Below are 23,047 nucleotides of genomic sequence, written 5' to 3'. Positions count from 1 at the left end.
CCGACTTTCCGCCGTTCACCCTGTAGACGACTCAACAGTTCTCTGCAACTCTGCGAGCGCTCAGCGTAAATGTCAGCGAACATTGAGTGTCTACCTGATGTGGGGACAGATGAGAAACCGGAACTGGAGATCACGTGTCCTGTGCACCGTGGTCGCGGCCAGTCTCCTGGCGTGGGGAGGACCGCTGCTGTCGGCCACCGCAGCCGGTGGGCCCAACATCGCCGTGGGGGACGCCACGGCGGCGAGCAGCTCGCACGGCGAGTACGGCGCCGCCAACATCACCGACGGCAACCAGGGCACCTACTGGCAGAGCGGCGGAGGCAGCCTGCCCCAGTGGGTCCAGACCGACCTCGGTGCCACGGAGCGGATCGACGAGGTCGTCCTGAAGCTGCCCGCCGGCTGGGAGGGCCGCGACCAGACGCTCTCGGTCCAGGGCAGCGCCGACGGCACGAGCTTCAGCACGCTGAAGACGTCCGCCACCTACGCCTTCGCTCCCGGTTCGGGCAACACGGTCACCGTGTCCTTCCCCGCCACCCGGACACGGTTCGTGCGGGTGGACATCACGGCGAACACCGGGTGGCAGGCGGCTCAGCTCTCCGAGCTGGAGGTGCACGCGGCCGGGGAGTCGTCCGTGAACCTCGCCGCCGGCCGACGGCTGACGGCGAGCAGTTCCACCGGCGCGTACACCCCGGGCAACGGCAACGACGGCAACCGGGCCACCTACTGGGAGAGCGCCAACAACGCCCTGCCGCAGTGGCTCCAGGCCGACCTCGGCTCCGCGCGCCGGGTCGACCGCGTCGTGCTGCGGCTGCCGGACGGCTGGCCCGCCCGCAGCCAGACCCTGAAGATCCAGGCCAGTGACAACGGCTCGGACTTCACCGACCTGACCTCCGACAAGGCGTACACCTTCGACGCGGCGGGCGGTCAGTCGGCCACGATCACCTTCGACGCGGCCACCGCACGCTATCTGCGGGTCCGGGTGACGGCCAACACCGGCCAGCCCGCCGCCCAGGTCTCCGAGCTGGAGGTCTACGGTCCCGAGACGGGCGACACCCAGCCACCCACGGCCCCGGCGAACCTCGCGTTCACCGAACCGGCCACCGGGCAGATCAGGCTGACCTGGAACGAGTCCTCGGACGACACGGCCGTCACGGGGTACGACCTCTACGCCAACGGCGAGCTGCTGACCTCGGTCGCCGGTGACGTCACCACCTACACGGACACCAGGCCGGCCGGCACGACGGTCACCTACTACGTGCGCGCCAAGGACGCGGCCGGCAACCAGTCGGGCAACAGCAACCCGGTCACCCGCCGCGCCGACATCGGCGACACCCAGGCGCCCACCGCGCCCGCGAACCTCGCCCTCACTGAACCGGCCGCCGGGCAGATCAAGCTGACCTGGACCGCCTCCACCGACGACAAGGGCGTCACCGGCTACGACGTCTACGCCAACAACCAGCTGCGCAAGAGCGTCGCCGGTGACGTCACCACCTACACCGACACCCAGCCGGCGTCGGCGAACGTGACCTACTTCGTGCGGGCGAAGGACGCGGCCGGCAACCAGTCGGGCGACAGCAACTCCGTGACCCGCACCGGCAGCGGCGGCGACGGTTCGAACCTGGCCGTCGGCAAACCGATCAGCGCCTCCTCCGTCATCCACACCTACGTCGCCGAGAACGCCAACGACAACAACACCTCCACCTACTGGGAGGGGGCCGCGGGCAGCTACCCGAACACGCTGACCCTGAAGCTGGGCGCGAACGCGGACGTCGACCGCGTGGTCCTCAAGCTCAACCCCGACACCGGCTGGTCGAAGCGCACCCAGAACATCCAGGTGCTCGGCCGCGCCCAGGACGCGTCCGGCCTCACCTCTCTGGTGCCCGCGAAGGACTACGTCTTCGACCCGGCGAGCGGCGGCAACAGCGTGACGATCCCGGTCGGCGCACGGGCCGCGGACGTCCAGCTGAAGTTCACCTCCAACACCGGTGCGACGGCCGGGCAGGTGGCCGAGTTCCAGGTCGTCGGCACCCCGGCGCCCAATCCGGACCTCGAGGTCACGCAGCTGACCACGTCGCCCGGCTCCCCCGTCGAATCGGACGAGATCACGGTGGCCGCGACGGTCCGCAACAGCGGTGCGGCGGACGCTCCGGCCGGCAAGGTCGCCCTCCGGCTGGGCGGCAGCAAGGTCGCCACCGCCGACGTGCCCGCCCTGAAGGCGGGTGCGCAGAGCACGGTCAGCGCGTCCGTCGGGGCACGCGAGGCCGGTTCGTACGCACTGAGCGCGGTCGTCGACGAGGCGAACGAGATCATCGAGCAGAACGAGACCAACAACACCTACACGCGGCCCGATCCGCTGGTCGTCAAGCCGGTGCAGAGCTCCGACCTGGTCGCCTCCGCCGTCACCACCTCACCGTCCAGTCCGGCCGCCGGTGACGACGTGACCTTCAAGGTCGCGCTGAAGAACCAGGGCACCCAGGACTCCGCGGGCGGCGCCCACGCGGTGACCCTCACCCTGCTCGACGCCAAGGGCGGCACCGTCAAGACCCTGACCGGCGCGCACTCCGGTGTCATCGCCGCCGGCTCGACGGCCCCGGCCGTGGGCCTCGGCACCTGGAAGGCGGCCAACGGCTCGTACTCCCTCAAGGTCACGGTCGCCGACGACGCGAACGAACTGCCGGTCAAGCGGGAGAACAACACCTCCACGCAGCCGCTGTTCGTCGGGCGCGGCGCGAACATGCCGTACGACATGTACGAGGCGGAGGACGGTACGGTCGGCGGCGGTGCCACCGTGGTCGGCCCCAACCGCACCATCGGTGACCTCGCGGGCGAGGCGTCCGGCCGCAAGGCCGTCCACCTGGACAGGACCGGCGAGTACGTCGAGTTCACCACGAAGGCGGACACCAACACCCTGGTGACCCGCTTCTCGATCCCGGACGCGCCGGGCGGCGGCGGCATCGACGCCACACTCGACGTGTACGTCGACGGCGTCATGAAGAAGGCGCTGCCGCTGACGTCGAAGTACGCCTGGCTGTACGGTGCCGAGGCCTCGCCGGGCAACTCCCCCGGTGCGGGCGCCCCGCGGCACATCTACGACGAGGCGCATCTGATGCTGGGCGAGACGGTCCCGGCGGGCAGCAGGATCCGGTTGCAGAAGGACGCGGCCAACACCTCCGACTACGCGATCGACTTCGTCAACCTGGAGCAGGTCTCCGCGGTGCCCAACCCCGACCCGGCGGCGTACGCGGTGCCGGCCGGGTTCACGCACCAGGACGTGCAGAACGCGCTGGACAAGGTCCGCATGGACACCTCGGGCAAGCTGGTGGGTGTGTACCTGCCGCCCGGCGACTACCAGACGTCGAGCAAGTTCCAGGTGTACGGCAAGGCGGTGAAGGTGATCGGCGCCGGTCCCTGGTTCACGAAGTTCCACGCGCCCAGCACGCAGGACAACACCGACATCGGCTTCCGCGCCGAGGCGACCGCGAAGGGTTCGACGTTCGCGAACTTCGCCTACTTCGGCAACTACACGTCCCGCATCGACGGACCGGGCAAGGTGTTCGACTTCTCCAACACCTCGGACATCGTGATCGACAACATCTGGAACGAGCACATGGTGTGCCTGTACTGGGGCGCCAACACCGACCGGATGACGATCAAGAACTCCCGGATCCGGAACATGTTCGCCGACGGCATCAACATGACCAACGGCTCCACCGACAACCTGGTGTCCAACAACGACGCCCGGGCGACCGGTGACGACAGCTTCGCGCTCTTCTCGGCGATCGACGCGGGCGGCGCGGACATGAAGAACAACCTGTACGAGAACCTCACGACGACGCTGACCTGGCGGGCCGCGGGTCTCGCCGTCTACGGCGGCTACAACAACACCTTCCGGAACATCCACATCGCGGACACCCTGGTCTACTCGGGCATCACGATCAGCTCGCTGGACTTCGGCTACCCGATGAACGGCTTCGGCACCGATCCGACGACCTTCGAGAACGTGTCGATCGTCCGGGCCGGCGGGCACTTCTGGAACGGGCAGACCTTCCCCGGCATCTGGGTGTTCTCGGCGTCCAAGGTGTTCCAGGGCATCAGGGTCACCAACGTCGACATCGTCGACCCCACCTACAGCGGCATCATGTTCCAGACGAACTACGTGCAGGGCCGGCCGCAGTACCCGATCACGGACACGGTCTTCACCGACGTCTCCGTCACGGGCGCGCACAAGAGCGGTGACGCGTTCGACGCCAAGTCCGGCTTCGGCCTGTGGGCCAACGAGATGCCCGAGGGCGGGCAGGGACCGGCGGTCGGTGAGGTCACCTTCAACGGACTGAAGCTCAGCGACAACGCCGTGGACATCCGCAACACGACGTCCACCTTCAAGATCATCCGAAATCCGTAGTCCCGTCCGTAGTCCCGGAAGGCACTGACTGGCGCAAGTCTCTTGCGGAGGCTTGCGCTAGTCTTGCGTTCGTGACACGACGACTTGCTCAGGTGGCGAAGAAGGTTGGGGTCAGCGAGGCCACGGTCAGCCGGGTGCTCAACGGCAAACCGGGGGTCTCGGCGGCGACCCGGCAGTCCGTGCTGAGCGCCCTGGACGTCCTCGGCTACGAGCGGCCCACCCAGCTGCGGGGCGAGCGCGCGCGTCTGGTCGGCCTGGTCCTGCCCGAGTTGCAGAATCCGATCTTCCCCGCGTTCGCCGAGGTCATCGGCGGCGCGCTCGCCCAGCAGGGACTGACCCCGGTGCTGTGCACGCAGACCAAGGGCGGTGTCTCGGAGGCCGACTACGTCGAGCTGCTGCTGCAACAGCAGGTCTCCGGCGTCGTCTTCGCCGGCGGCGGGCTGTTCGCGCAGGCGGACGCCCCGCACGACCACTACCGGCTGCTCGCCGAGCGCAACATCCCCGTCGTACTCGTCAACGCCTCCATCCCCGATCTCGGCTTCCCCTGCGTCGCCTGCGACGACGCGGTCGCCGTGGGCCAGTCCTGGCGGCACCTGGCATCGCTGGGCCACCAGCGCATCGGCCTGGTGCTGGGCCCCTCCGACCACATCCCCTCGCGCCGGAAGCTGGCCGCCGCCCGGCAGGCCGCCGAGGCGGCGAACGGGACCCTGCCCGACGCCCACGTGGAACGGGCCATGTTCTCCCTGGAGGGCGGCCAGGCCGCCGCGACCCGCCTCCTGGAGCGCGGCGTCACCGGCATCATCTGCGCCAGCGACCCCCTCGCCCTCGGCGCCGTCCGCGCCGCCCGCCGCCACGGACACCACGTCCCCCACGACGTCTCCGTCGTCGGCTACGACGACTCCGCCTTCATGACCTGCACCGAACCACCCCTCACCACCGTCCGCCAACCCATCGAAGCCATGGGCCGCGCCGCCGTCGACCTCCTCTGCGCCCAGATCCAAGGCACCGAAGTCCCCCACAGGGAGCTGCTCTTCGAACCGGAACTCGTCGTCCGCGGCTCCACCGCACAGGCCGCCGTCCGGTAGCGGGTTCGCCACGCCGTCGAAGCACTGTCAAGCTTTTACGAAATCAGCGCGACATATTGCGTCCACTTGTTCACGGTGGTTGAGTGAGCGGCGCCCCACAACGCATCGGCGGTGGGGCGCCTTCCACGTTCATGCCCGAAGGGGACCACCCATGAGAAGTGCTCGGTTCCGCCGTACTCGCCGTGCCGGCGCCATCACGCTCGTCTCCGCTCTCACCCTGACCGCTCTCGCCGCCTGCGGCACGAGCAGCAGTGACGACGGCGGCGGTTCCGAAGGCGGCAGCGGGTCCTCCGACCCGGCCGCTCCGCTGGACCCGAAGACCAAGGTGACGCTCACCATCGACTGCATGCCGCCGAAGGCGAAGGCGGCCGAGCTGAAGGAGTGGCAGGAGGACGTCAAGGAGTTCAACAAGACGTATCCCAACGTCACCATCGAGGGCCGCTCCACCCCGGGCCAGTGCCTGGAGCCGCCGCGCTTCACGGCGATGCTCAAGGCCAAGTCCCAGCCCGACGTCTTCTACACCTACTTCACCGACCTGCCCCAGGTGCTCGACAACGACGGCGCCGAGGACATCACGGCCTACGTCAACGACAGGACCGTCCCGGCGCTGAAGGACATCGACCCGAACGTCCTCGGCTCGCTCAAGCACGAGAACAAGCTCTACGGCCTGCCCACCAGCAACTACACGATGGGCCTGCTGATCAACCGCAAGCTCTTCGAACAGGCCGGTCTCGACCCGGACGCCCCGCCGCGCACCTGGGACGAGGTCCGCACCGCGGCCAAGAAGATCGCCGACCTGGGCGAGGGCATCGCCGGCTTCGGCGAGTACAGCGCGGGCAACACCGGAGGCTGGCACTTCACCGCCCAGATGTACAGCCGCGGCGCCGAAGTCGTGGACGAGAGCGGCAAGAAGGCGGCGTTCAACAACGAGGTGGGCAAGGAGGTCGCCGAGAACCTCCACGCCATGCGCTGGGAGGACGAGAGCATGGGCAAGACCCAGCTGCTCAAGTGGGGCGACCTCCAGAAGCAGATCGCCACGGACAAGCTGGGCATGTTCCTGGCCGCGCCGGACGACATCACGTACATGGTCCAGCAACTCGGCGCCGACTACGAGAACTTCGGCATGGGCCCGATCCCGGGCGAGAAGAACACCCTGGCCGGCGGCAACAGCTACATGATCAAGAAGGGGATCTCCGCCGACAAGATCAAGGCGGCCGTCGCCTGGCTGAACTTCGAGAACCTGACCGTCGGCAAGGGGCAGTTCGACTGGGCCCGCAAGAAGACCGACAAGCTGCCGGTGGGCCTGCCGCAGCCCAACTTCTGGCTGAACGAGTCGAAGAAGAAGGACGACGCGGCCCGCCTGGAGCACGCCACCATGCCGGTCGAGAACTTCAAGCCGTTCATGGACAACCCGGTCCCGGGCCTGGCCGAGCCGCCGAAGGCGCAGGAGGTCTACAAGGTCCTGGACAACGTGATGTCCGGCCTCCTCACCAACGAGGACGCCGACATCGACAAGCTGCTCTCCAGCGCGGAGCAGCAGGTCGACCAGGTTCTGGCCACGCAGTGACCGGCTCCCTCGGGGGGCGGGCCGCACCGCCCTCCGGGGCCCATGAGAGCAGTCCCAAGGAGCGACGATGTCGGCCCCCAGCCTGACCCCGAGCAAGGCGGCGAGTGCCCGCCACGCCCAGCCGCCGGTGGACGGCCCGCCCCAGCGCGGCGGGCCGTTCGGCAGGAGCCTGAAGCGCAACCTCACCGCGCACGGCTTCCTGATCGGAGCGGTTCTCTGCTTCGCGTTCTTCTCCTGGTACCCGATGGTCCGGGAGTTCTTCCTCGCCTTCCAGAAGACGGAACAGGGCGAGGTCTCCTGGGTCGGCCTGGAGAACCTGGAGACGGTCTTCAACGACCCGGCCTTCTGGCAGGCCTGGCGCAACACCCTGCTGTTCACCGTGCTGGCCCTGGTGCTGGGCTTCGCCGTGCCGTTCGTCGTCGCCCTCGTCATCAACGAACTGAGGCACGGGAAGGGGTACCTCCGGCTGCTCGTCTACCTGCCGGTGATGCTGCCCCCGGTCGCCTCCGTGCTGCTGTTCAAGTACCTGTACGACCCCGGCTACGGCATGCTCAACGAGGTGTTCGGGTTCTTCGGACTGCCCGAGCAGCAGTGGCTCCAGGACCCCGACCTGTCCATGCTGTCCGTGGTCGTCGCGTCGACCTGGATGAACATGGGCGGCGCGGCGCTCATCTACCTGGCCGCGCTCCAGGGCATCCCCGGCGAGCTGTACGAGGCGGCCGAGCTGGACGGAGCCGGGCTGCTGCGCAAGATCTGGCACGTCACCATCCCGCAGACACGGCTCATCCTGTCGCTGATGCTGCTGATGCAGATCATCGCCACCATGCAGGTCTTCGTGGAGCCCTTCCTGCTCACCGGCGGCGCCGGCCCCGAGGGTTCGACGACCACGGTCGTGTACCTCATCTACCAGTACGCCTTCAACTTCAACAACTACGGTGCCGCGGCGGCCCTCGGTCTGCTGCTCCTCGTACTGCTGGCCGGTTTCTCGGCGGCGTACGTGAAGCTCAGCCGCGCCGAGGACGAGTAGCGCCGGGGGGAATCCACCGATGTCCACACGCACTCTCATCTCACCGGCCCAGCTGGCCCGGCCCCGCGGGAAGGCGCTCTACTGGGTGGTGTTCGGCCTCGTCGTCACCCTCTTCACCCTGGTCTTCCTCGGCCCGCTGTACTGGATGGTCTCCAGCGGTTTCAAGAACACCCAGGAGGTCGTGCGGACCCCGCCGACGCTGGTGCCCGAGTCCTTCGAGTCCGACAACTACACGCAGGCCTGGAACGTCATGGACCTGGCGAGCCTGCTGGGGAACACCCTGTTCTACGCGTTCGGCGCGCTCGCCTTCCAGCTGGTGTTCGACGTGGCGGCGGCCTACTCGCTGTCCAAGCTCCGGCCGGTCCTCGGCAAGGCCATCCTCGGCCTGATGCTGGCGACGCTGATGATCCCGGCGACCGTGCTGGTCGTGCCGCAGTACCTGACGGTGCTCGACGTGCCGATCTTCGAGCGCAACCTGCTGAACACGCCGTGGGCGATCTGGCTGCCCTCGGTGACCAACGCCTTCAACATCTTCCTGCTGAAGCGGTTCTTCGACTCGATCCCCCGGGAACTGCTCGACGCCGCCGCCATGGACGGTGCCTCGCCGATGCGCACGCTCTGGTCGATCGTGCTGCCGATCTCGCGGCCGATCCTCGGCGTGGTCTCCATCTTCGCGATCGTGGGCGTCTGGAAGGACTTCCTCTGGCCCCTGCTGACGCTGCCCGACCCGGCCAAGCAGACCCTGAACGTCGGGATCTACTCCCTGTCCAACGGGGTGCCCGTGAACGTGCTGATCGCCGCGCTCACCATGGCCTCGCTGCCGACGCTGCTCATCTTCCTGGTCTTCCAGCGCAACATCATGAGCGGACTCACCGCCGGAGGGCTCAAGGGCTGAGGGCACCAGGGCCGAGGCGCCCGCCGCCCGCCCTCCTCCCCCTCCCCCGGCACGTCCCGTCAACCTTCGCCGCCGGCCCGTCCGACGCCCCGCTCCGTCCGGGCCGGCGGCGAAGATCCACCCTGCCCGAAAGGACCGTCACGTGGCAGCCCCCAACGCGCACCGCACCGACAACTGGTGGCGCGACGCCGTCATCTACCAGGTGTATCCCCGCAGTTTCGCCGACGGCGACGGCGACGGCACCGGTGACCTCGCGGGCGTGAGGGCGAGACTGCCCTACCTCGCCGACCTCGGTGTGGACGCCGTCTGGTTCACCCCCTGGTACGTCTCACCGCTCGTCGACGGCGGGTACGACGTCGCCGACTACCGCACCATCGACCCCGCCTTCGGCACCCTCGGCGAGGCCGAGAAGCTGATCGCCGAGGCGCGGGAGCTGGGTATCCGCACCATCGTCGACATCGTCCCCAACCACGTCTCCGACCAGCACGCCTGGTTCCGGGCGGCGCTGGAGGCGGGGCCGGGCAGCGCGGAGCGGGAGCGGTTCCACTTCCGGCCCGGCCGCGGTGCGCACGGCGAGCTGCCGCCCAACGACTGGCCCTCCCAGTTCTCCGGCCGCACCTGGACCCGGGTCCCGGACGGCGAGTGGTACCTGCACCTGTTCACCCCGGAGCAGCCCGACCTCAACTGGGCCCATCCCGAGGTGCGCCGGGAGCACGAGGACGTGCTGCGGTTCTGGTTCGAGCGGGGGGTGGCGGGCGTACGCATCGACTCGGCCGCGCTGCTCGCGAAGGACCCCGCGCTCGCGGACTTCGAGGAGGGTGTCGACCCGCACCCGTACATCGACCAGGACGAGCTGCACGACATCTACCGCTCCTGGCGCAAGGTCGCCGACGAGTACGGGGGTGTCTTCGTCGGTGAGGTGTGGCTGCCGGACGCCGAGCGCTTCGCCCGCTACCTGCGCCCCGACGAACTGCACACCGCCTTCAACTTCACCTTCCTGTCCTGCCCCTGGGAGGCGGACCGGCTGCGCCGCGCCATCGACGACACGCTGGCCGAGCACGCACCGGTGGGCGCCCCGGCCACCTGGGTGCTCTGCAACCACGACGTGACCCGCACGGTCACCCGGTACGGCCGCGAGGACACCGGCTTCGACTTCGCGAAGAAAGCCTTCGGCACCCCGACCGACCTGGCCCTGGGCACCCGGCGCGCCCGGGCCGCCGCGCTGCTGACGCTGGCCCTGCCCGGGTCCGTCTACGTGTACCAGGGGGAGGAACTCGGCCTGCCCGAGGCCGACATCCCGCGCGAGCGGATCCAGGACCCGATGCACTTCCGCTCCGGGGGCGTCGATCCGGGGCGGGACGGCTGCCGCGTGCCGCTCCCCTGGGCCGCCGACGCGCCGTACTGCGGGTTCGGCTCGGAGACCGAGCCCTGGCTGCCGCAGCCGGAGGGCTGGTCGGCGTACGCGGCGGACCGCCAGGCCGCGGACCCGGCCTCGATGCTTTCGCTCTACCGCGAGGCGCTGGGCCTGCGGCGGTCCACGGCGGGGTTCGGCGACGGCGCTCTGGAGTGGCTGCCCGCGCCGGACGGCGTCCTCGCGTTCCGGCGCGCCGACGGCCCGGTGTGCGTCGTCAACCTGTCCGCCGCGCCGGTGGAGCTGCCCGCGCACAGCGCCGTGCTGCTCGTCAGCGGGCCCCTGGACGAGGCCGGCCGGCTGCCGGGCGACACGGCGGTGTGGCTGCGCGCCTGAGCCGCGCCCGGGCACCACCCCCGCCGGTGCGGCCGCCGACGGGGGTCCGCCGTCGCCGGTCCTCCCGCGGCAAGGCAGAATCGGGACAGGAGGCCGTGGGAGGAGGCGACGCGTGCGGGAACGAGCGTGGCTGGGCGGGCTGCGCCGCCCCCCTAATCCGCTCGTGAGCGGGCACCGGGCGGCGCGGGGCGCACTGCGGTCGATGACCGAGGCGCTGGGCGCGCGACGCAGGCTGGCCTGGTTGAACGCGGCGGACCTGAGCATCGGCACCACGCTCGACGTGCGGCGGACGGCGGAGGAGCTGGCCGGCTTCACCGTGCCGGAACTGGCCGACGGCGCCGCCGTGGACCTGCTGGACTCGGTGCTGCGGTTCCAGGACGGCGACCGGGTCACGGGAGGGGACGCGCCGCGGCTGAGGGCCATGGCGGTGTCGGAGATCGAGGGCCTGAACCTCGCGCCCGATCCCGTGGGCGAGCTGTCGGTGCACACCGCCGACCGGCTGGGGCAGCGGTGTCTCACCACCCGCCGGCCGGTGCTGGTGTCCCGGATGACGCGCGCGGACTTCGCCGTGATCGCCCCCTCGCGCGAGTCGTCGGACATCATGCGCCGGGCGGGCGTCCACTCCTACCTGGCGGTGCCGCTGATCGCCCGCGGGGTGCTGCTGGGGCTGGCCGACTTCGTCCGGGCCGGCCACCGGGCGCCGTTCAACCGGACCGACGTGGCCCTGGCCATGGAGCTGGCCTCCAAGGCCGCCGTGTACATCGACAACGCCCGGCTCTACGGGCGCGAGCGCGACCACGTGGTCACCCTGCAACGGGCGCTGCTCCCCCGGTCCAGCCCGAGCACCCCGGGCCTGGACGTGTCCTCGTGCTACGACCCGGCCGCCGATCCGGCCGCCGTCGGCGGCGACTGGTTCGACGTGGTCGCGCTGCCCAGCGGCCGTACCGCGCTGATGGTGGGCGACGTGATGGGGCGCGGTCTGGCCGCCGCCGCGACCATGGGGCGGCTGCGCACGGTGGCCCGGACCCTGATGGCGCTGGACATCGCGCCCGAGCGGTTGCTGGCCCGGCTCGACCTGGCCGCCCGCGACCTGGAGGAGGACCAGGTCGCCACCTGTCTGTGCGCGGTCTACGACCCCTGCGGCGGCACCTTCCGCATCGCCAGCGCCGGGCACCCGCCACCCCTGCTGACCGGGCCGGACGGCACCGTCTCGTTCCTGGACGTGCCCGCGGGGGCGCCGCTGGGGACGGGCGTGATCCCGTACGACCCGGTGGAGCGGCCGGTGCCCGAGCTGAGCCGGCTGACGCTGTACACGGACGGGCTGGTCCGGTCGCGCACGGCCGACCTGGGCACCCAGCTGGAGCGGCTGCGCGAGGCGCTCGGCGACGGCCTGCCCGAGGACGCCGCCGCGTGCCGGACGGTCGCCGAACGGGTCGGCGACGACCGGTCGGACGACGCGATCGTGCTGGCGGCCCTCGCCCGGCCGCTCGGTCCGGAGTGCGACGTGTACGTGCGGACGCTGCCGCCGGACGGCAAGGCGGCCGGGCAGGCCCGTACGGCGGTGCGTGAGCAGCTGGAGCGGTGGGGGCTTCAGGAGCTGGTCGACACCACGGAGCTGGTGGTCAGCGAGCTGGTGGGCAACGCCCTGCGGTACGGAAACGCCCCCGGCGAGCTGCGCCTGCTGCGCCACGAGCGGCTGTCCGTGGAGGTCTCCGACTCCGGTCCCGACCTGCCGCAGATCCAGCACGCGGACGTGAGCGACGAGAGCGGGCGCGGTCTCCAGCTGATCAACATGATGTGCCGGCGCTGGGGCTCGTGCCGCACGCCCGGCGGGAAGGTCGTCTGGGCCGAGCAGGACCTGCCCCTGCGGGCCGGGACGCCCGGCCCGCGGACGCCCGGCCCGCCGTAGAGCGCTCGCGCTAGGCGGCCTTGTCCAGGGCCGGGCGCGCGAACTGGGTGCGGTGCAGTTGGGCGTAGCGGCCGTCGGCCGCGAGGAGTTCCTCGTGGGTGCCGCTCTCCACGATGCGGCCGGCCTCGACCACCAGGATGCGGTCGGCCGAGCGGACCGTGGACAGCCGGTGCGCGATCACCACGGCCGTTCTGCCCTGGAGGGCTTCGGCGAGGGCTTCCTGGACGGCCGCCTCGGAGGTGTTGTCGAGGTGGGCGGTGGCCTCGTCGAGGATGACGACGCGCTGGCGGGCCAGCAGCAGCCGGGCGATGGTCATGCGCTGGCGTTCGCCGCCGGAGAGCCGGTAGCCGCGCTCGCCGACCACGGTGTCCAGCCCGTCCGGCAGGGACCGTACGAGGCCGGCCAGGCGGGCGCGGCGCAGCGCCGTCCACAGGTCGTCCTCGGTGGCGCCGGGCCGGGCGAGGAGCAGGTTGGCGCGGACGGTGTCGTGGAAGAGGTGGCCGTCCTGGGTGACCATGCCGACGGTGTCGCGCAGCGACCGCGCGCTCAGGTCGCGGACGTCGACGCCGCCGACGCGGACGGTGCCGCCGTCGGTGTCGTACAGCCGCGGCAGCAGTTGGGCGATGGTGGACTTGCCGGCGCCGGACGATCCGACCAGCGCGATGGTCTGGCCCGGTTCCGCGCGGAAGGAGAGGCCGTGCAGGACCTCTTCGCCGCCGCGGGTGTCCAGGGTGGCGACCTCTTCGAGGGAGGCGAGGGAGACCTTGTCGGCGGACGGGTAGCCGAAGCGGACGTCGTCGAACTCGACGGCGACCGGGCCGTCGGGGACCGGGCGGGCGTCGGGCTTCTCGTCGATGAGCGGGGCCAGGTCGAGGACCTCGAAGACCCGCTCGAAGCTGACGAGGGCGCTCATGACCTCCACGCGGGCTCCGGCGAGCGCGGTGAGCGGCGCGTACAGGCGGGTCAGCAGCAGGGCCAGCGCCACGACGGCGCCGGGGTCCAGGGTGCCGCGCAGGGCGAAGAAGCCGCCGAGGCCGTAGACGAGGGCGAGGGCGAGCGCCGAGACGAGGGTGAGCGCGGTGATGAAGGCGGCCTGGGCGGTGGCGGTGCGCACGCCGATGTCGGCGACGCGGCGGGCCCGTTCGGCGAACTCGGCGGACTCCTCCTCGGGGCGGCCGAACAGCTTGATCAGGGTGGCGCCGGGCGCCGAGAAGCGCTCGGTCATGCGGGTGCCCATGGCCGCGTTGAGGGCGGCGGCCTCGCGCTGCATCCGGGCCATGCGGCGGCCCATCCGCCGGGCGGGGAGCACGAACACCGGGAGCAGCGCCAGGGCGAGCAGGGTGATCTGCCAGGACAGGGTCAGCATGACGGCGAGGGTGAGCAGCAGCGTGACCACGTTGCTGACCACGCCGGACAGGGTGTTGCTGAAGGCCCGTTGGGCGCCGATGACGTCGTTGTTGAGTCGGGAGACGAGCGCTCCCGTACGCGTACGTGTGAAGAACGCGACCGGCATGCGCTGCACATGATCGAACACGGCCGTCCGCAGATCGAGGATGAGTCCCTCCCCGAGCGTCGCCGAGAGCCTGCGGGAGGCGATGCCGAGTACCGCCTCGGCGAGGGCGATGAACGCGATGAGCAGGGCGAGGCGCACGACCGTGCCCTCGTCGCCGTCCGACACGATCGCGTCGACGACCTTTCCGGCGAGGACGGGGGTGGCGACGGCGAGCAGTGCGGTCGCCACCCCGAGGAGTACGAACCGGACGATGCGGCGGCGGTGCGGGCGGGCGAACGCGCCGATGCGGCGCAGCGTGGCGCGGGCGAAGGGGCGGCGCTCGTCTTTGGCGTGCATGACGCTGTACAGCTGCGTCCACGCCGTGGTCTCCATACTCATGCCGATGACCGTAGGACCTCGACCAACCTTGAGGTCAAGGCGGCGCGGCCCGAGTTCCGTAACCCGGTGTCCGCGCGTCGGCCACCCGTAGGTGGCGCGTCCGGGGGAATGTCTTGTGCTGTGACGACAGCGGTTCGAATCCCCGAGAAGCCACTCCTGCACCGTGTCCCGGTCCGCCGGGTGCTGTGCGTGCTTCCGCTGCTCCTGGTGGGCGTGGTCGCGGTCCGGCACCGGTCCGTGCTCGCCGAGGGCTTCGGCCAGCTGGCCACGGCCCGCTGGCCCTGGCTGCTGGCCGCGGCCGGCGCGACCTGTCTGACCTGGGTCGCCGCCGCCTGCACCCGGCAGGGCGCGGTGGTGGAGCGGCTGCCCCGACGGCGGCTGGTGGCCACCCAGTTCGCGGCCGGCGCGGCCAACCACCTGCTGCCGACGGGGCTGGGCGCGAGCGCGGTGAACCTGCGGTTCATGACGGTGTGCGGGCTGCCGCTCGCCCGTTCCTCGGCCGCGCTCGCGCTGTACCTGCTGGCGGAGAGCGTCGGCCGCCTCGCCCTGCTGGGCGCCCTGCTGATCGCGTTCCCCGGTGCGCTGCGGCTCGGCACGCTGCTGCCCGAAGGCGCCGTGGGGCCGCTGCTGGTGGCCGCCGGCGCGGTCCCGGTGGTGGCGGCGGGGGCGCTGGCGCTGTTGCCGCGGCTGCGCGGCGCGCTGGTCTCCTTCCTGCGGACGGCACTGGGCGAGGCCCGCTCGGTGCACGCCCGGCCGGCTCGCGCGCTGGCGCTGTGGGGCGGCGCGCTCGCCTTCCCGGCGTTGCAGACCTCGGCGCTGGTCCTGGTGGGCCGGTCGCTGGGACTGGCACTGCCCGTCGGGCACATGGCGGTGGCGTACCTGGCGGCGACGGTGGCGGTGGCGCTGGTGCCCACGCCGGGCGGCATCGGCTCGGTCGAGGCGGCGCTGGTCGTGGCGCTGGTGGCGGCGGGCGGGCCGGTGACCGTGGCCACGGCGGTGGTGCTGGCGTTCCGGCTGCTGACGGTGTGGCTGCCGCTGCTGCCGGGGGCGCTGACGTTGGCGGCGCTGGTGCGGCTGCGGGTGATCTGAGGGGGCGTGCGGGCCGGCCGGTCAGCTGACGGTGACGTGCACCGGTCCGCCGTCGGGATCGACCCGGTGCGTCCAGCGTGCCGTCAGAGTCAGCGGGCGGTGCGGGACGGCCGCGGTGAGACGGCGCCGCTCGCGGTGCAGGGTGCGGCCGTCCTGGGTGACGTACAGGACGGGGCGGGGCAGCGGGACCGACGTGCGCAGCAGGTACGGGAAGCGGTCGGCCGGAGTGACGCGGTTCGGGGCGATGCGCAGCAGGGGCGGGTCGGCGACCAGGGGGACGCCGCCGGGCCAGTCCGGGTCCGTCCGGTCCGCCGGGTTCGGTCCGGGGCCGGCCGTGAGCCAGTCGCGTACGGCGGTCGCGGCGTGCGTGCCCTCGCGGGCGGCCGTGGCCGCGCTCTCGACGGCGTGCAACACGCTGCCGACCGCGAAGACGCCGGGCCGTGAGGTGCGCAGGGCGCCGTCCACGGCGGGACCGCGGGTTCCCGGGTCCAGGCTCAGCCCGCCGCGCCGGGCGAGTTCGTGGTCGGGGACGAAGTCGCCGGTGAACACGACGGTGTCGCAGGGCAGGGTGGTCGTACGGCCGTCGCGGTGCCGTACGCGCACGCCCGACAGGCGTCCGCGGCCGAGGAGTTCGGTGACCGTGGTGCCGGTGAGGACGGGGGTGCGGTGCCGCAGACGTGCCGTCAGCGTCCGCGAGGGGGCGGCGGGGGCCCGGGGCAGCTCCGTGACCAGCGCGACGACCTCGGCTCCGGCCGCCCGTACGGTGCCGGCGGCGGCGTGGGAGACGTCCTCGGCGCCGACGATCACCACGCGGGTGCCGATGTGCTGCCCGTACAGGTGGACCGCCTGCTGGAGTTCGCCGGTGGTGTAGACGCCGGCCGGCCGGGTGCCGGGGACGAGGCGGGCGGCGCGGGGGCGTTCGCGGGCGCCGGTGGCCAGGACGACCGCGCGGGCGGTGAGCGTCCGCACGCCGTGGGGTCCGACGGTGGTGAGGGCGCGCGGGCCCGCCCAGTCGAGGGCGGTGACGCCGGTGCGCAGGCCGGCTCCGGCACGGGCGGCCGCGTCGGCGAGGAGGCGGGCGTAGGCCGGGCCGGTCAGCGCGTGCGGCCGGTCGCCGAAGCCCCGGTGGGCGCAGTGCCTGGGCACTCCCCCGGGCGACTGCTCGCGCTCCAGGACCTCGACGCGGGCGCCGGCCGCCGCGAGCAGGGACGCGGCGGCGAGTCCGGCGGGACCGGCGCCCACCACCAGGACATCGATGGGTCGGCTCGTCACCTCTGCGCCTCCTCGAACAACGCCCTGACCGCCGCCCCGCAGTAGAAGCCCTGGCAGCGGCCCGCCCGGGCCCGGGTGCGGCGGCGCAGTCCGTCCAGGGAGCGGGGCGGGACCGGCCCGGCGAGGGCGTCGCGGATCTCGCCGCGGGAGACGCGTTCGCAGTGGCAGACCAGGGTGCCGTACTCCGGGTCGGCGGCGACGAGGTCGGGCCGCTGGTGGGGGCGGGGGGCCGCCTCGCCGAGGTGGGGCATGCGGACCGGTTCGAGCGGGTGCCGGGGGCCGAGGTCGAGGCCGGTGCCGGCGAGCAGGCCGGTGACGTGCTCGGCGATGGCGAGGGAGGCGGTGAGGCCGGTGGAGCGGATGCCGCCGACGGTGACGTAGCCCTGGTGGGGGTGGGCGGCGATCCGGTAGTCGTCGTGCTCGGTGGCGGCGCGCAGGCCCGCGTAGACGGCGGTGACCTCCTCCTCCAGCAGGGCGGGGAGGATGCGGCGGCCCTGTTCGCGCAGGCGGCGCAGTCCCTCGGCGGTGGAGCCGGTGTCGTGCTTGTCGTCCAGGTCCTCGGCGGTGGGGCCGAGCAGCACGTTGCCGTAGACGGTGGGGGCGACGAGGACGCCCTTGCCGAGGGCGGTGGGGACGGGCAGGAGGATGTGGCGGACCAGGGCGCGGGCGAACGTGTCGTGGACGATGAGCTGGCCCCGGCGCGGGGTGACGGTGAAGTCGTCGTGGCCGAGGCTCCGGTCGAGGGTGTCGGCGTGCAGTCCGGCGGCGTTGACGAGCCGTCGGGCGTACAGCGGGCCGCGCGGGGTGTCGAGTCGGTGCACGCCGTCCGTGCGACCGGCGTGCGTGACGGGTGATTCGAGGTGCAGGTCGACTCCGGCGCGGACCGCCTGGGTGGCATACGCGAGCGTCGTCGTCCACGGGCAGATGATGCTCTCGCCGGGTACGTGCAGGGCGCCGAGCGCGCCGGGGCCGAGGTGGGGTTCGCGGGCGTAGAGGTCGGCCGGGGCGAGGATGCGGGCGTCGTGGTACTCGTTGCGCCCGGCCTTCTCGGCGAGGCGGGGCAGCGCCGCGAGCTGCTCCGTGTCCCAGGCGACGAGCAGGGCGCCGACGCGTTCGACGGGGATGCCCGACTCGGCGGCGTACGCGGCGAGTTCGCGGGAGCCCTCCCGCACGAGCCGGGCCTCCAGCGAGCCGGGCACGGCGTCGAACCCGGTGTGCAGGATGGCGGTGTTCGCCTTGGAGGTGCCCTGCCCCACGTCGTCCTGCGCCTCGACGAGGGCGACGCGCAGCGCCGGGTGGTGCGCGAGCCGCCGGGCGATCGCACACCCGACGACCCCGGCCCCGACGATCGCCACGTCGTACGGCTCACCGGGCAGGGCCCCGGACACGGTGACGGTCATCCGGGGCTCCCGTCGAACGGCGCACCACCCGGGACACGGTGCGCCTCCGTCCCGTGGCGCGGCCGATCCTCCGCCCGACCGGCGCCTGGCCATCCGGCGGCACCCCGCCCGGCGACACTCCCGGCGCCCGGGGCCGCCCGGCGAGTCTGCCGTCCGGGCCGGTTCCCGGGACCGCGCGGCAGGGGCGCCGGGGACGGCACGGGATGGAACCGCGCGCGGGCCCGCCCGGCGGAACGTGCGGCACGGGGCGTCATCGGCAGGAACGACGCGGCAGGTCGTCGCGGGGTGAGCCGGGACGGCCGCTCCGCGTTTCCGCGGCAGGACACCGCGTCCGGCGTGTCCGAACCCGGTGGGGCAGGCGTGTGCCGGGCCGTGTCGGGGCCACGGTCGCCGGGGTGTCGGCTGTCCGTCACAGCGGGTCCCCGGCGAGCGGCGTGACGGCCGCCCGTCACGCCGGACCCGCAGCAAACGGTGTCGTGGCCGCCTGTCACGACGCGCCCCCGGCGATCAGCCTGGCGACCGCCGCGCGGAAGCGGGTGCGGCGCTCCGTGGCCTCGTCGGCGGTGATGCGGGGCTCGTACACCGTGGTGGGACCCACGTCGGGGAGCGCCTCGGCGAGGGTGCGGGACGGGTCCGCGCCGAGCCGGGCCAGGGCGCCGACGCCGAGCGCGGTGGCGTCCGGCAGGGCGGACACCTCGACCGGGCGTTGCAGCAGGTCGGCCTGGGTCTGCATGAGGAGCGCGGAGCGGGTGAGGCCGCCGTCGACGCGCAGCAGGGTCAGTGGGCCGCCGAGGTCGGCCGCCGCGGCGTCGGCGAGTTCGGCGACCTGGGCGGCGAGGCCCTCGCACAGGGCGCGCACCAGGTGCCCGGGGGTGGTGTCCAGGCCGAGGCCGGTGAGCGAGCCGCGCAGGTCGCCGCGCCACCAGGGAGCGGCCAGCCCGGCCAGCGCCGGGACGAAGGTGACGCCGCCGGCGTCCGGCACCGCGGCGCCCACGGGGTCGAGGTCGGCGGCGCCGGTGATGACGCCGAGGTCGGTGAGCCAGCGTACGGCGGAGGCGGCCGTGTACACCTGGCCGTCCAGGCAGTGGTCGGTGCGCCCGCCGAGCCGCCAGGCGACGCACGCGGCCAGGCCCGAGGCGCCCCGCCGCGGTGTGCCGCCGGTGTGGGCGAGGAGGAACGCGCCGGTGCCGTAGGTGCACTTGGCGGTGCCGGGCTCGGTGACGCGCTGGGCGAGCAGCGCGGCCTGCTGGTCGACGGCGAGGCCGGTGAGCGGGAGTTCGGGGCCGAAGGCCCTGGTCGTGCCGGTGTGGGCGGCGTTGTCCACGATCTCCGGGAGGTGCTCGCCGGTCAGGCCGTACAGCTCCACGGCGCGTGGCGACCACGCGACGCGTTCCAGGTCGAGGAGCCCGGTGCGCGAGGCGGTCGCGGCGTCCGTGACGTGGGCGCCGGTGAGGCGGTGCACGAGCCAGGTGTCGGAGGTGGTGACGTGGCCCGCGCGGGTGAGGTGCCGTCGTATCCAGGCCATTTTCGGCGCCGCGAAGTACGGGTCCAGGGGCAGGCCGGCCAGGTGGCGCAACTCGTCCGCGTGGTCGGTTAGTTCGGCGCAGAGGGGTTCCGCCCGGCGGTCCTGCCACACCAGTGCGTCGGTGAGCGGACGGCCGGTGTCCGGGTCCCAGGCGAGCACCGTCTCGCCCTGGTTGGCCAGGCCCAGCGCCGTGACCGGCTCGCCCGCGTCGGCTAGCGCCCGGCGCCCGGCGTCGACCACCGAGCCGTACAGCTCCTCCGGGTCCACCTCCACCAGGCCGCCGGGCAGGTAGCGGGGCCGGACCGCGGCGAAACCGGTGCCGAGCACACCGCGCTCGGGGCAGATCACCAGCGCCTTGGTGCCGGACGTGCCCTGGTCGACGGCGAGTACCGAGTCCGGCACCTGCACCTCCCGGCTCTCCGCTCCGGCGCCGACGGTCTCGGCGATCACTGCGCGCCAGCCTGCCCTCGCGGACACACCGCGTCAAGGGCGGCTGACGGTCAGTCAGTTCGCCTGGGTGGCCATGGTTTTGCGCCGGTGCCGGGAAAGCGGACAGGGGCGGAACCTCCGCCTCTATAGTGTGCGCCGACCGCTCGACCATCGCACCACCGCCCCCGGGGAGGGCTGTTTGTCACGCCATGCCGCCGTACGGCCTGTTCCGCTCCCGCCGGCGGGCGTGTGATGGCCAGAGACGGCGCACAGCCCGCCTACGACCCCGCCGGACACGACACCGCGCTGCGCTCCGCCCTCCAGGAGGTGCGGGCCGGGCGCTGGATGTCGATGCGCATCCTGCTGGAGCAGACCGGCTCCTGGGCGCAGTGGACGCGGCGCACCCAGGTGCTGGCGGCCTCGGCGGCCGGTACGGACGTGGTGCGGGCCTGGCTCGCGGAGGAGCCGGACAGCGTGGCGGCCGCGGTGATGCACGCCCGGGTGGTCGTGGAGCGCGCGCTGCGGGCGCACCGCGAGGACCATCCCCGCACCCGTGAACTGTGGCCGCAGGCCTGGCACGCCTGCGACGCGGCGACGCGGGCCGCGCCCCACGATCCGGTGCCGTGGGTGTGTCTGCTGGCGCTGGCCCGGCTGGACGAGGGGCAGCGCTGGGAGGAACACCGGATGGCGCCGCCGGAGCCGATGCTGCCGCCGGGGCCGTGGGGGCTGCTCGCCGAGGCCGACAAGCGCGACCCGTACAACCGGGAGGCCCACCACCGGATGCTGCAGTTCCTGTATCCGCGCGGCGGCTCCGAACGCCTCGCCCGGGCGGCCGGGTTCGCGCACTGGGCGGCGGGTTCGGCGCCGCCCGGCTCGGCGCTGCACGTGCTGCCGCTGTACGTGCGGGTGGAGCGCTACCGCCGCTCGGGTGCGCGGGAGGCGGCGCTGGATCTGCACTGGGTGGCGGAGGACGCCACCCGTGAGGCACGGCAGGCGTTCGACTCCTGGTTCGCGCTCGCCCCGCGCGACGAGAGGTCCCTGCCGGACCTGAACCATCTGGCCCACGCGCTGTGGGGCGCCCTCCGGTTCCGGGAGGCGAACCAGGTGTTCGACGCGCTCGGCCCCTACTGGACACCGCTGCCCTGGGCCTGCCGGACCCCGGGCGACGGTTCGGCCGGGCGGGCGGTGGAGGTGTTCCTCCAGGCCCGCACGCGCAGCCGTTCGGCCGCCCGCGCCCGCGGCCACGGCCGACGGCGCCCTTGACCCCCCACCCTTCCGTCCCGGAGGTCTGTCATGTCCCGCCCCTCTGAACCGTCCGTCAGCGAGGAACAGCGCCTGCGCGAACTCGGCTACCGGCCGGTGCTGGCCCGCCGCATGGGCGGCTTCGGCAACTTCGCGATCAGCTTCTCTGTGATCTCGATCCTGTCCGGCTGCATGACCCTGTACGGCTTCGGCCTGGGCACCGGCGGCCCCGCCGTGATGCTGTGGGGCTGGGCGGGCGTCGGCCTGTTCGTGCTGTGCGTCGGGATGGCGCTGGCCGAGGTCACCAGCGCGTATCCGACGTCCGGCGCGCTGTACTACATGGCCGACCGGCTCGGCGGGCGCCGCTGGGGCTGGTACACCGGCTGGCTGAACCTGCTGGGACTGCTCGGCGCGATCGCCGGGATCGACTACGGGGCGGCGCTGTTCACCGGCGCGTTCCTGAACCTCCAGTGGGGCTTCGAGCCGACGCCGGAGAAGACGATGCTGATCTTCGTCGTGATCCTGCTGCTGCACGCCACCCTCAACCTCTTCGGCGTCCGGCTGGTCAGCGTGCTCAACTCGGTCAGCGTGTGGTGGCACCTGGCCGGTGTGGCGCTGATCGTCGGCGCGCTGGTGATCGTCCCCGACCACCACCAGTCTCCGTCCTTCGTCTTCACCGAGTTCGTCAACGACACCGGCTGGGAGAACCCGCTGTACGTGGCCGCGATCGGCCTGCTGCTCGCCCAGTACACCTTCTCCGGCTACGACGCCTCCGCCCACCTGTCCGAGGAGACCTCCAACGCGTCGGTGTCGGCGGCGCGCGGCATCGTGCGGGCCATCTGGGTGTCGTGGCTGGCGGGCTTCGTGCTGCTGGCCGGGCTGACCTTCGCCATCCAGGACTACGACGCGACCCGTGACACCGCGACCGGGGTGCCGCCCGCGCAGATCCTCCTCGACGGGCTGGGCACGGACGGCGCGAGCGCGCTGCTGCTCGTGGTGATCGTGGCGCAGTTGTTCTGCGGCAACGCCGAGGTGGCCGCCGCCAGCCGGATGGTGTTCGCGTTCAGCCGGGACGGCGCCCTGCCCGGCTCGTCGCTGTGGCGCACGGTCTCCGCCCGCACCCAGACCCCGGTCGCCGCGGTGTGGCTGTCGGTGGCGGTGGCCGCTCTGCTGGCACTGCCGTCCCTGTACTCGGCGACGGCGTACGGCGCGGTGACCGCCATCAACGTCATCGGCATCACCCCGGCGTACGCCATCCCGGTGCTGCTGCGGCTGCGGGCCGGCGACCGGTTCACCCCGGGGCCCTGGCACCTGGGCCGGTGGAGCAGGCCGGTCGGGTGGGTCGCGGTGGTGTGGGTGGCGTTGGTCACCGTGCTGTTCTGCCTCCCCCAGTCGTCGCCGGTGACGGTCGACACGATGAACTACGCCGCCGTCGCCCTGGTCGTCGTCCTGGTCCTGGCCACGGTGTGGTGGTTCGTCGCCCGCCGTTCGTACGGCACCCCGACGACCGCCGCCTACGGCGACGACCGCGAGCAGGCGGAACTCGCCGAGGGCATCGTCTGAAACG

14 protein-coding genes are annotated in these 23,047 nt (G+C 72.6%); 10 read left to right on the top strand and 4 right to left on the bottom strand.

Features of this window, described 5'->3' with window-relative positions; translation table 11 throughout:
- Window positions 1–109: 109 nt before the first annotated feature.
- From ACIRGB_RS13150 to ACIRGB_RS13120, 7 genes are all read left to right on the top strand, one after another.
- Window positions 110–4,402, top strand: a complete 4,293-nt coding sequence (locus tag ACIRGB_RS13150) for a discoidin domain-containing protein (protein WP_403862788.1) — start codon at window positions 110–112, stop codon at window positions 4,400–4,402.
- Window positions 4,403–4,473: 71 nt separating this feature from the next.
- Window positions 4,474–5,487 carry a LacI family DNA-binding transcriptional regulator gene (locus ACIRGB_RS13145; RefSeq protein WP_403862785.1) on the top strand — a complete coding sequence of 338 codons (1,014 nt, stop codon included), beginning with the start codon at window positions 4,474–4,476 and terminating at the stop codon, window positions 5,485–5,487.
- Window positions 5,488–5,638: 151 nt separating this feature from the next.
- Entirely contained in the window at window positions 5,639–7,054 is a 1,416-nt protein-coding gene (locus ACIRGB_RS13140) for an extracellular solute-binding protein (protein WP_403862783.1), read from the top strand.
- A gap of 67 nt (window positions 7,055–7,121) precedes the next feature.
- The gene (locus ACIRGB_RS13135; protein WP_403862780.1) at window positions 7,122–8,081 is read left to right on the top strand and encodes a carbohydrate ABC transporter permease; all 960 of its coding nucleotides are present in this window, start codon (window positions 7,122–7,124) and stop codon (window positions 8,079–8,081) included.
- 19 nt (window positions 8,082–8,100) lie between these two features.
- Window positions 8,101–8,976, top strand: a complete 876-nt coding sequence (locus tag ACIRGB_RS13130) for a carbohydrate ABC transporter permease (RefSeq protein WP_403862777.1) — start codon at window positions 8,101–8,103, stop codon at window positions 8,974–8,976.
- A 142-nt stretch (window positions 8,977–9,118) separates the two neighbouring features.
- Window positions 9,119–10,723, top strand: coding sequence for a glycoside hydrolase family 13 protein (locus ACIRGB_RS13125; protein ID WP_403862774.1), 1,605 nt, complete (start codon window positions 9,119–9,121; stop codon window positions 10,721–10,723).
- Between the two features lie 163 nt (window positions 10,724–10,886).
- Window positions 10,887–12,632 (top strand): SpoIIE family protein phosphatase, encoded by a 1,746-nt coding sequence (locus ACIRGB_RS13120; protein ID WP_403862771.1) that lies wholly within the window; start codon window positions 10,887–10,889, stop codon window positions 12,630–12,632.
- A 10-nt stretch (window positions 12,633–12,642) separates the two neighbouring features.
- On the opposite strand, the gene ACIRGB_RS13115 is transcribed toward ACIRGB_RS13120, so the two are convergent.
- The gene (locus ACIRGB_RS13115; protein ID WP_403862768.1) at window positions 12,643–14,523 is read right to left on the bottom strand and encodes an ABC transporter ATP-binding protein; all 1,881 of its coding nucleotides are present in this window, start codon (window positions 14,521–14,523) and stop codon (window positions 12,643–12,645) included.
- Between the two features lie 189 nt (window positions 14,524–14,712).
- On the opposite strand from ACIRGB_RS13115, the gene ACIRGB_RS13110 reads away from it, so the two are divergent.
- Window positions 14,713–15,612: a YbhN family protein gene (locus ACIRGB_RS13110; protein WP_403863469.1), complete on the top strand. Its 900-nt coding sequence runs from the start codon at window positions 14,713–14,715 to the stop codon at window positions 15,610–15,612.
- 21 nt (window positions 15,613–15,633) lie between these two features.
- On the opposite strand, the gene ACIRGB_RS13105 is transcribed toward ACIRGB_RS13110, so the two are convergent.
- The 3 genes from ACIRGB_RS13105 to ACIRGB_RS13095 form a co-directional block, all read right to left on the bottom strand.
- A complete protein-coding gene (locus tag ACIRGB_RS13105) occupies window positions 15,634–16,884 on the bottom strand; it encodes an FAD/NAD(P)-binding oxidoreductase (protein ID WP_403862765.1) in 1,251 nt (416 codons plus the stop codon).
- Complete coding sequence (locus ACIRGB_RS13100; RefSeq protein WP_403862763.1) at window positions 16,881–18,284, bottom strand: NAD(P)/FAD-dependent oxidoreductase; 1,404 nt, start codon at window positions 18,282–18,284, stop codon at window positions 16,881–16,883. The genes ACIRGB_RS13105 and ACIRGB_RS13100 overlap by 4 nt, the downstream gene beginning before the upstream one ends.
- A 487-nt stretch (window positions 18,285–18,771) precedes the next feature.
- Complete coding sequence (locus ACIRGB_RS13095) at window positions 18,772–20,211, bottom strand: FGGY family carbohydrate kinase (protein WP_403863466.1); 1,440 nt, start codon at window positions 20,209–20,211, stop codon at window positions 18,772–18,774.
- A 279-nt stretch (window positions 20,212–20,490) separates the two neighbouring features.
- Between ACIRGB_RS13095 and ACIRGB_RS13090 the strand changes: the two genes are divergently transcribed.
- Together ACIRGB_RS13090 and ACIRGB_RS13085 are read left to right on the top strand one after the other, a co-directional pair.
- Window positions 20,491–21,501, top strand: a complete 1,011-nt coding sequence (locus ACIRGB_RS13090) for a hypothetical protein (RefSeq protein WP_403862760.1) — start codon at window positions 20,491–20,493, stop codon at window positions 21,499–21,501.
- A 30-nt stretch (window positions 21,502–21,531) separates the two neighbouring features.
- Window positions 21,532–23,043 carry an amino acid permease gene (locus ACIRGB_RS13085; RefSeq protein WP_403862757.1) on the top strand — a complete coding sequence of 504 codons (1,512 nt, stop codon included), beginning with the start codon at window positions 21,532–21,534 and terminating at the stop codon, window positions 23,041–23,043.
- Window positions 23,044–23,047: the final 4 nt, after the last annotated feature.

This window comes from Streptomyces sp. NPDC102490 (assembly GCF_044765285.1).
Classification (GTDB): Bacteria; Actinomycetota; Actinomycetes; order Streptomycetales; family Streptomycetaceae; genus Streptomyces.
This window is presented reverse-complemented; position numbering and strand designations above follow the sequence as displayed.

What these genes read in the sequence shown, in the direction of transcription:
- ACIRGB_RS13115 (WP_403862768.1), bottom strand. Translation starts at nt 14,523, where the DNA reads ATGAGTATGGAGACCACGGCGTGGACGCAGCTGTACAGCGTCATGCAC.
- ACIRGB_RS13140 (WP_403862783.1), top strand. Translation starts at nt 5,639, where the DNA reads ATGAGAAGTGCTCGGTTCCGCCGTACTCGCCGTGCCGGCGCCATCACG.
- ACIRGB_RS13100 (WP_403862763.1), bottom strand. Translation starts at nt 18,284, where the DNA reads ATGACCGTCACCGTGTCCGGGGCCCTGCCCGGTGAGCCGTACGACGTG.
- ACIRGB_RS13090 (WP_403862760.1), top strand. Translation starts at nt 20,491, where the DNA reads ATGGCCAGAGACGGCGCACAGCCCGCCTACGACCCCGCCGGACACGAC.
- ACIRGB_RS13085 (WP_403862757.1), top strand. Translation starts at nt 21,532, where the DNA reads ATGTCCCGCCCCTCTGAACCGTCCGTCAGCGAGGAACAGCGCCTGCGC.
- ACIRGB_RS13135 (WP_403862780.1), top strand. Translation starts at nt 7,122, where the DNA reads ATGTCGGCCCCCAGCCTGACCCCGAGCAAGGCGGCGAGTGCCCGCCAC.
- ACIRGB_RS13150 (WP_403862788.1), top strand. Translation starts at nt 110, where the DNA reads ATGAGAAACCGGAACTGGAGATCACGTGTCCTGTGCACCGTGGTCGCG.
- ACIRGB_RS13130 (WP_403862777.1), top strand. Translation starts at nt 8,101, where the DNA reads ATGTCCACACGCACTCTCATCTCACCGGCCCAGCTGGCCCGGCCCCGC.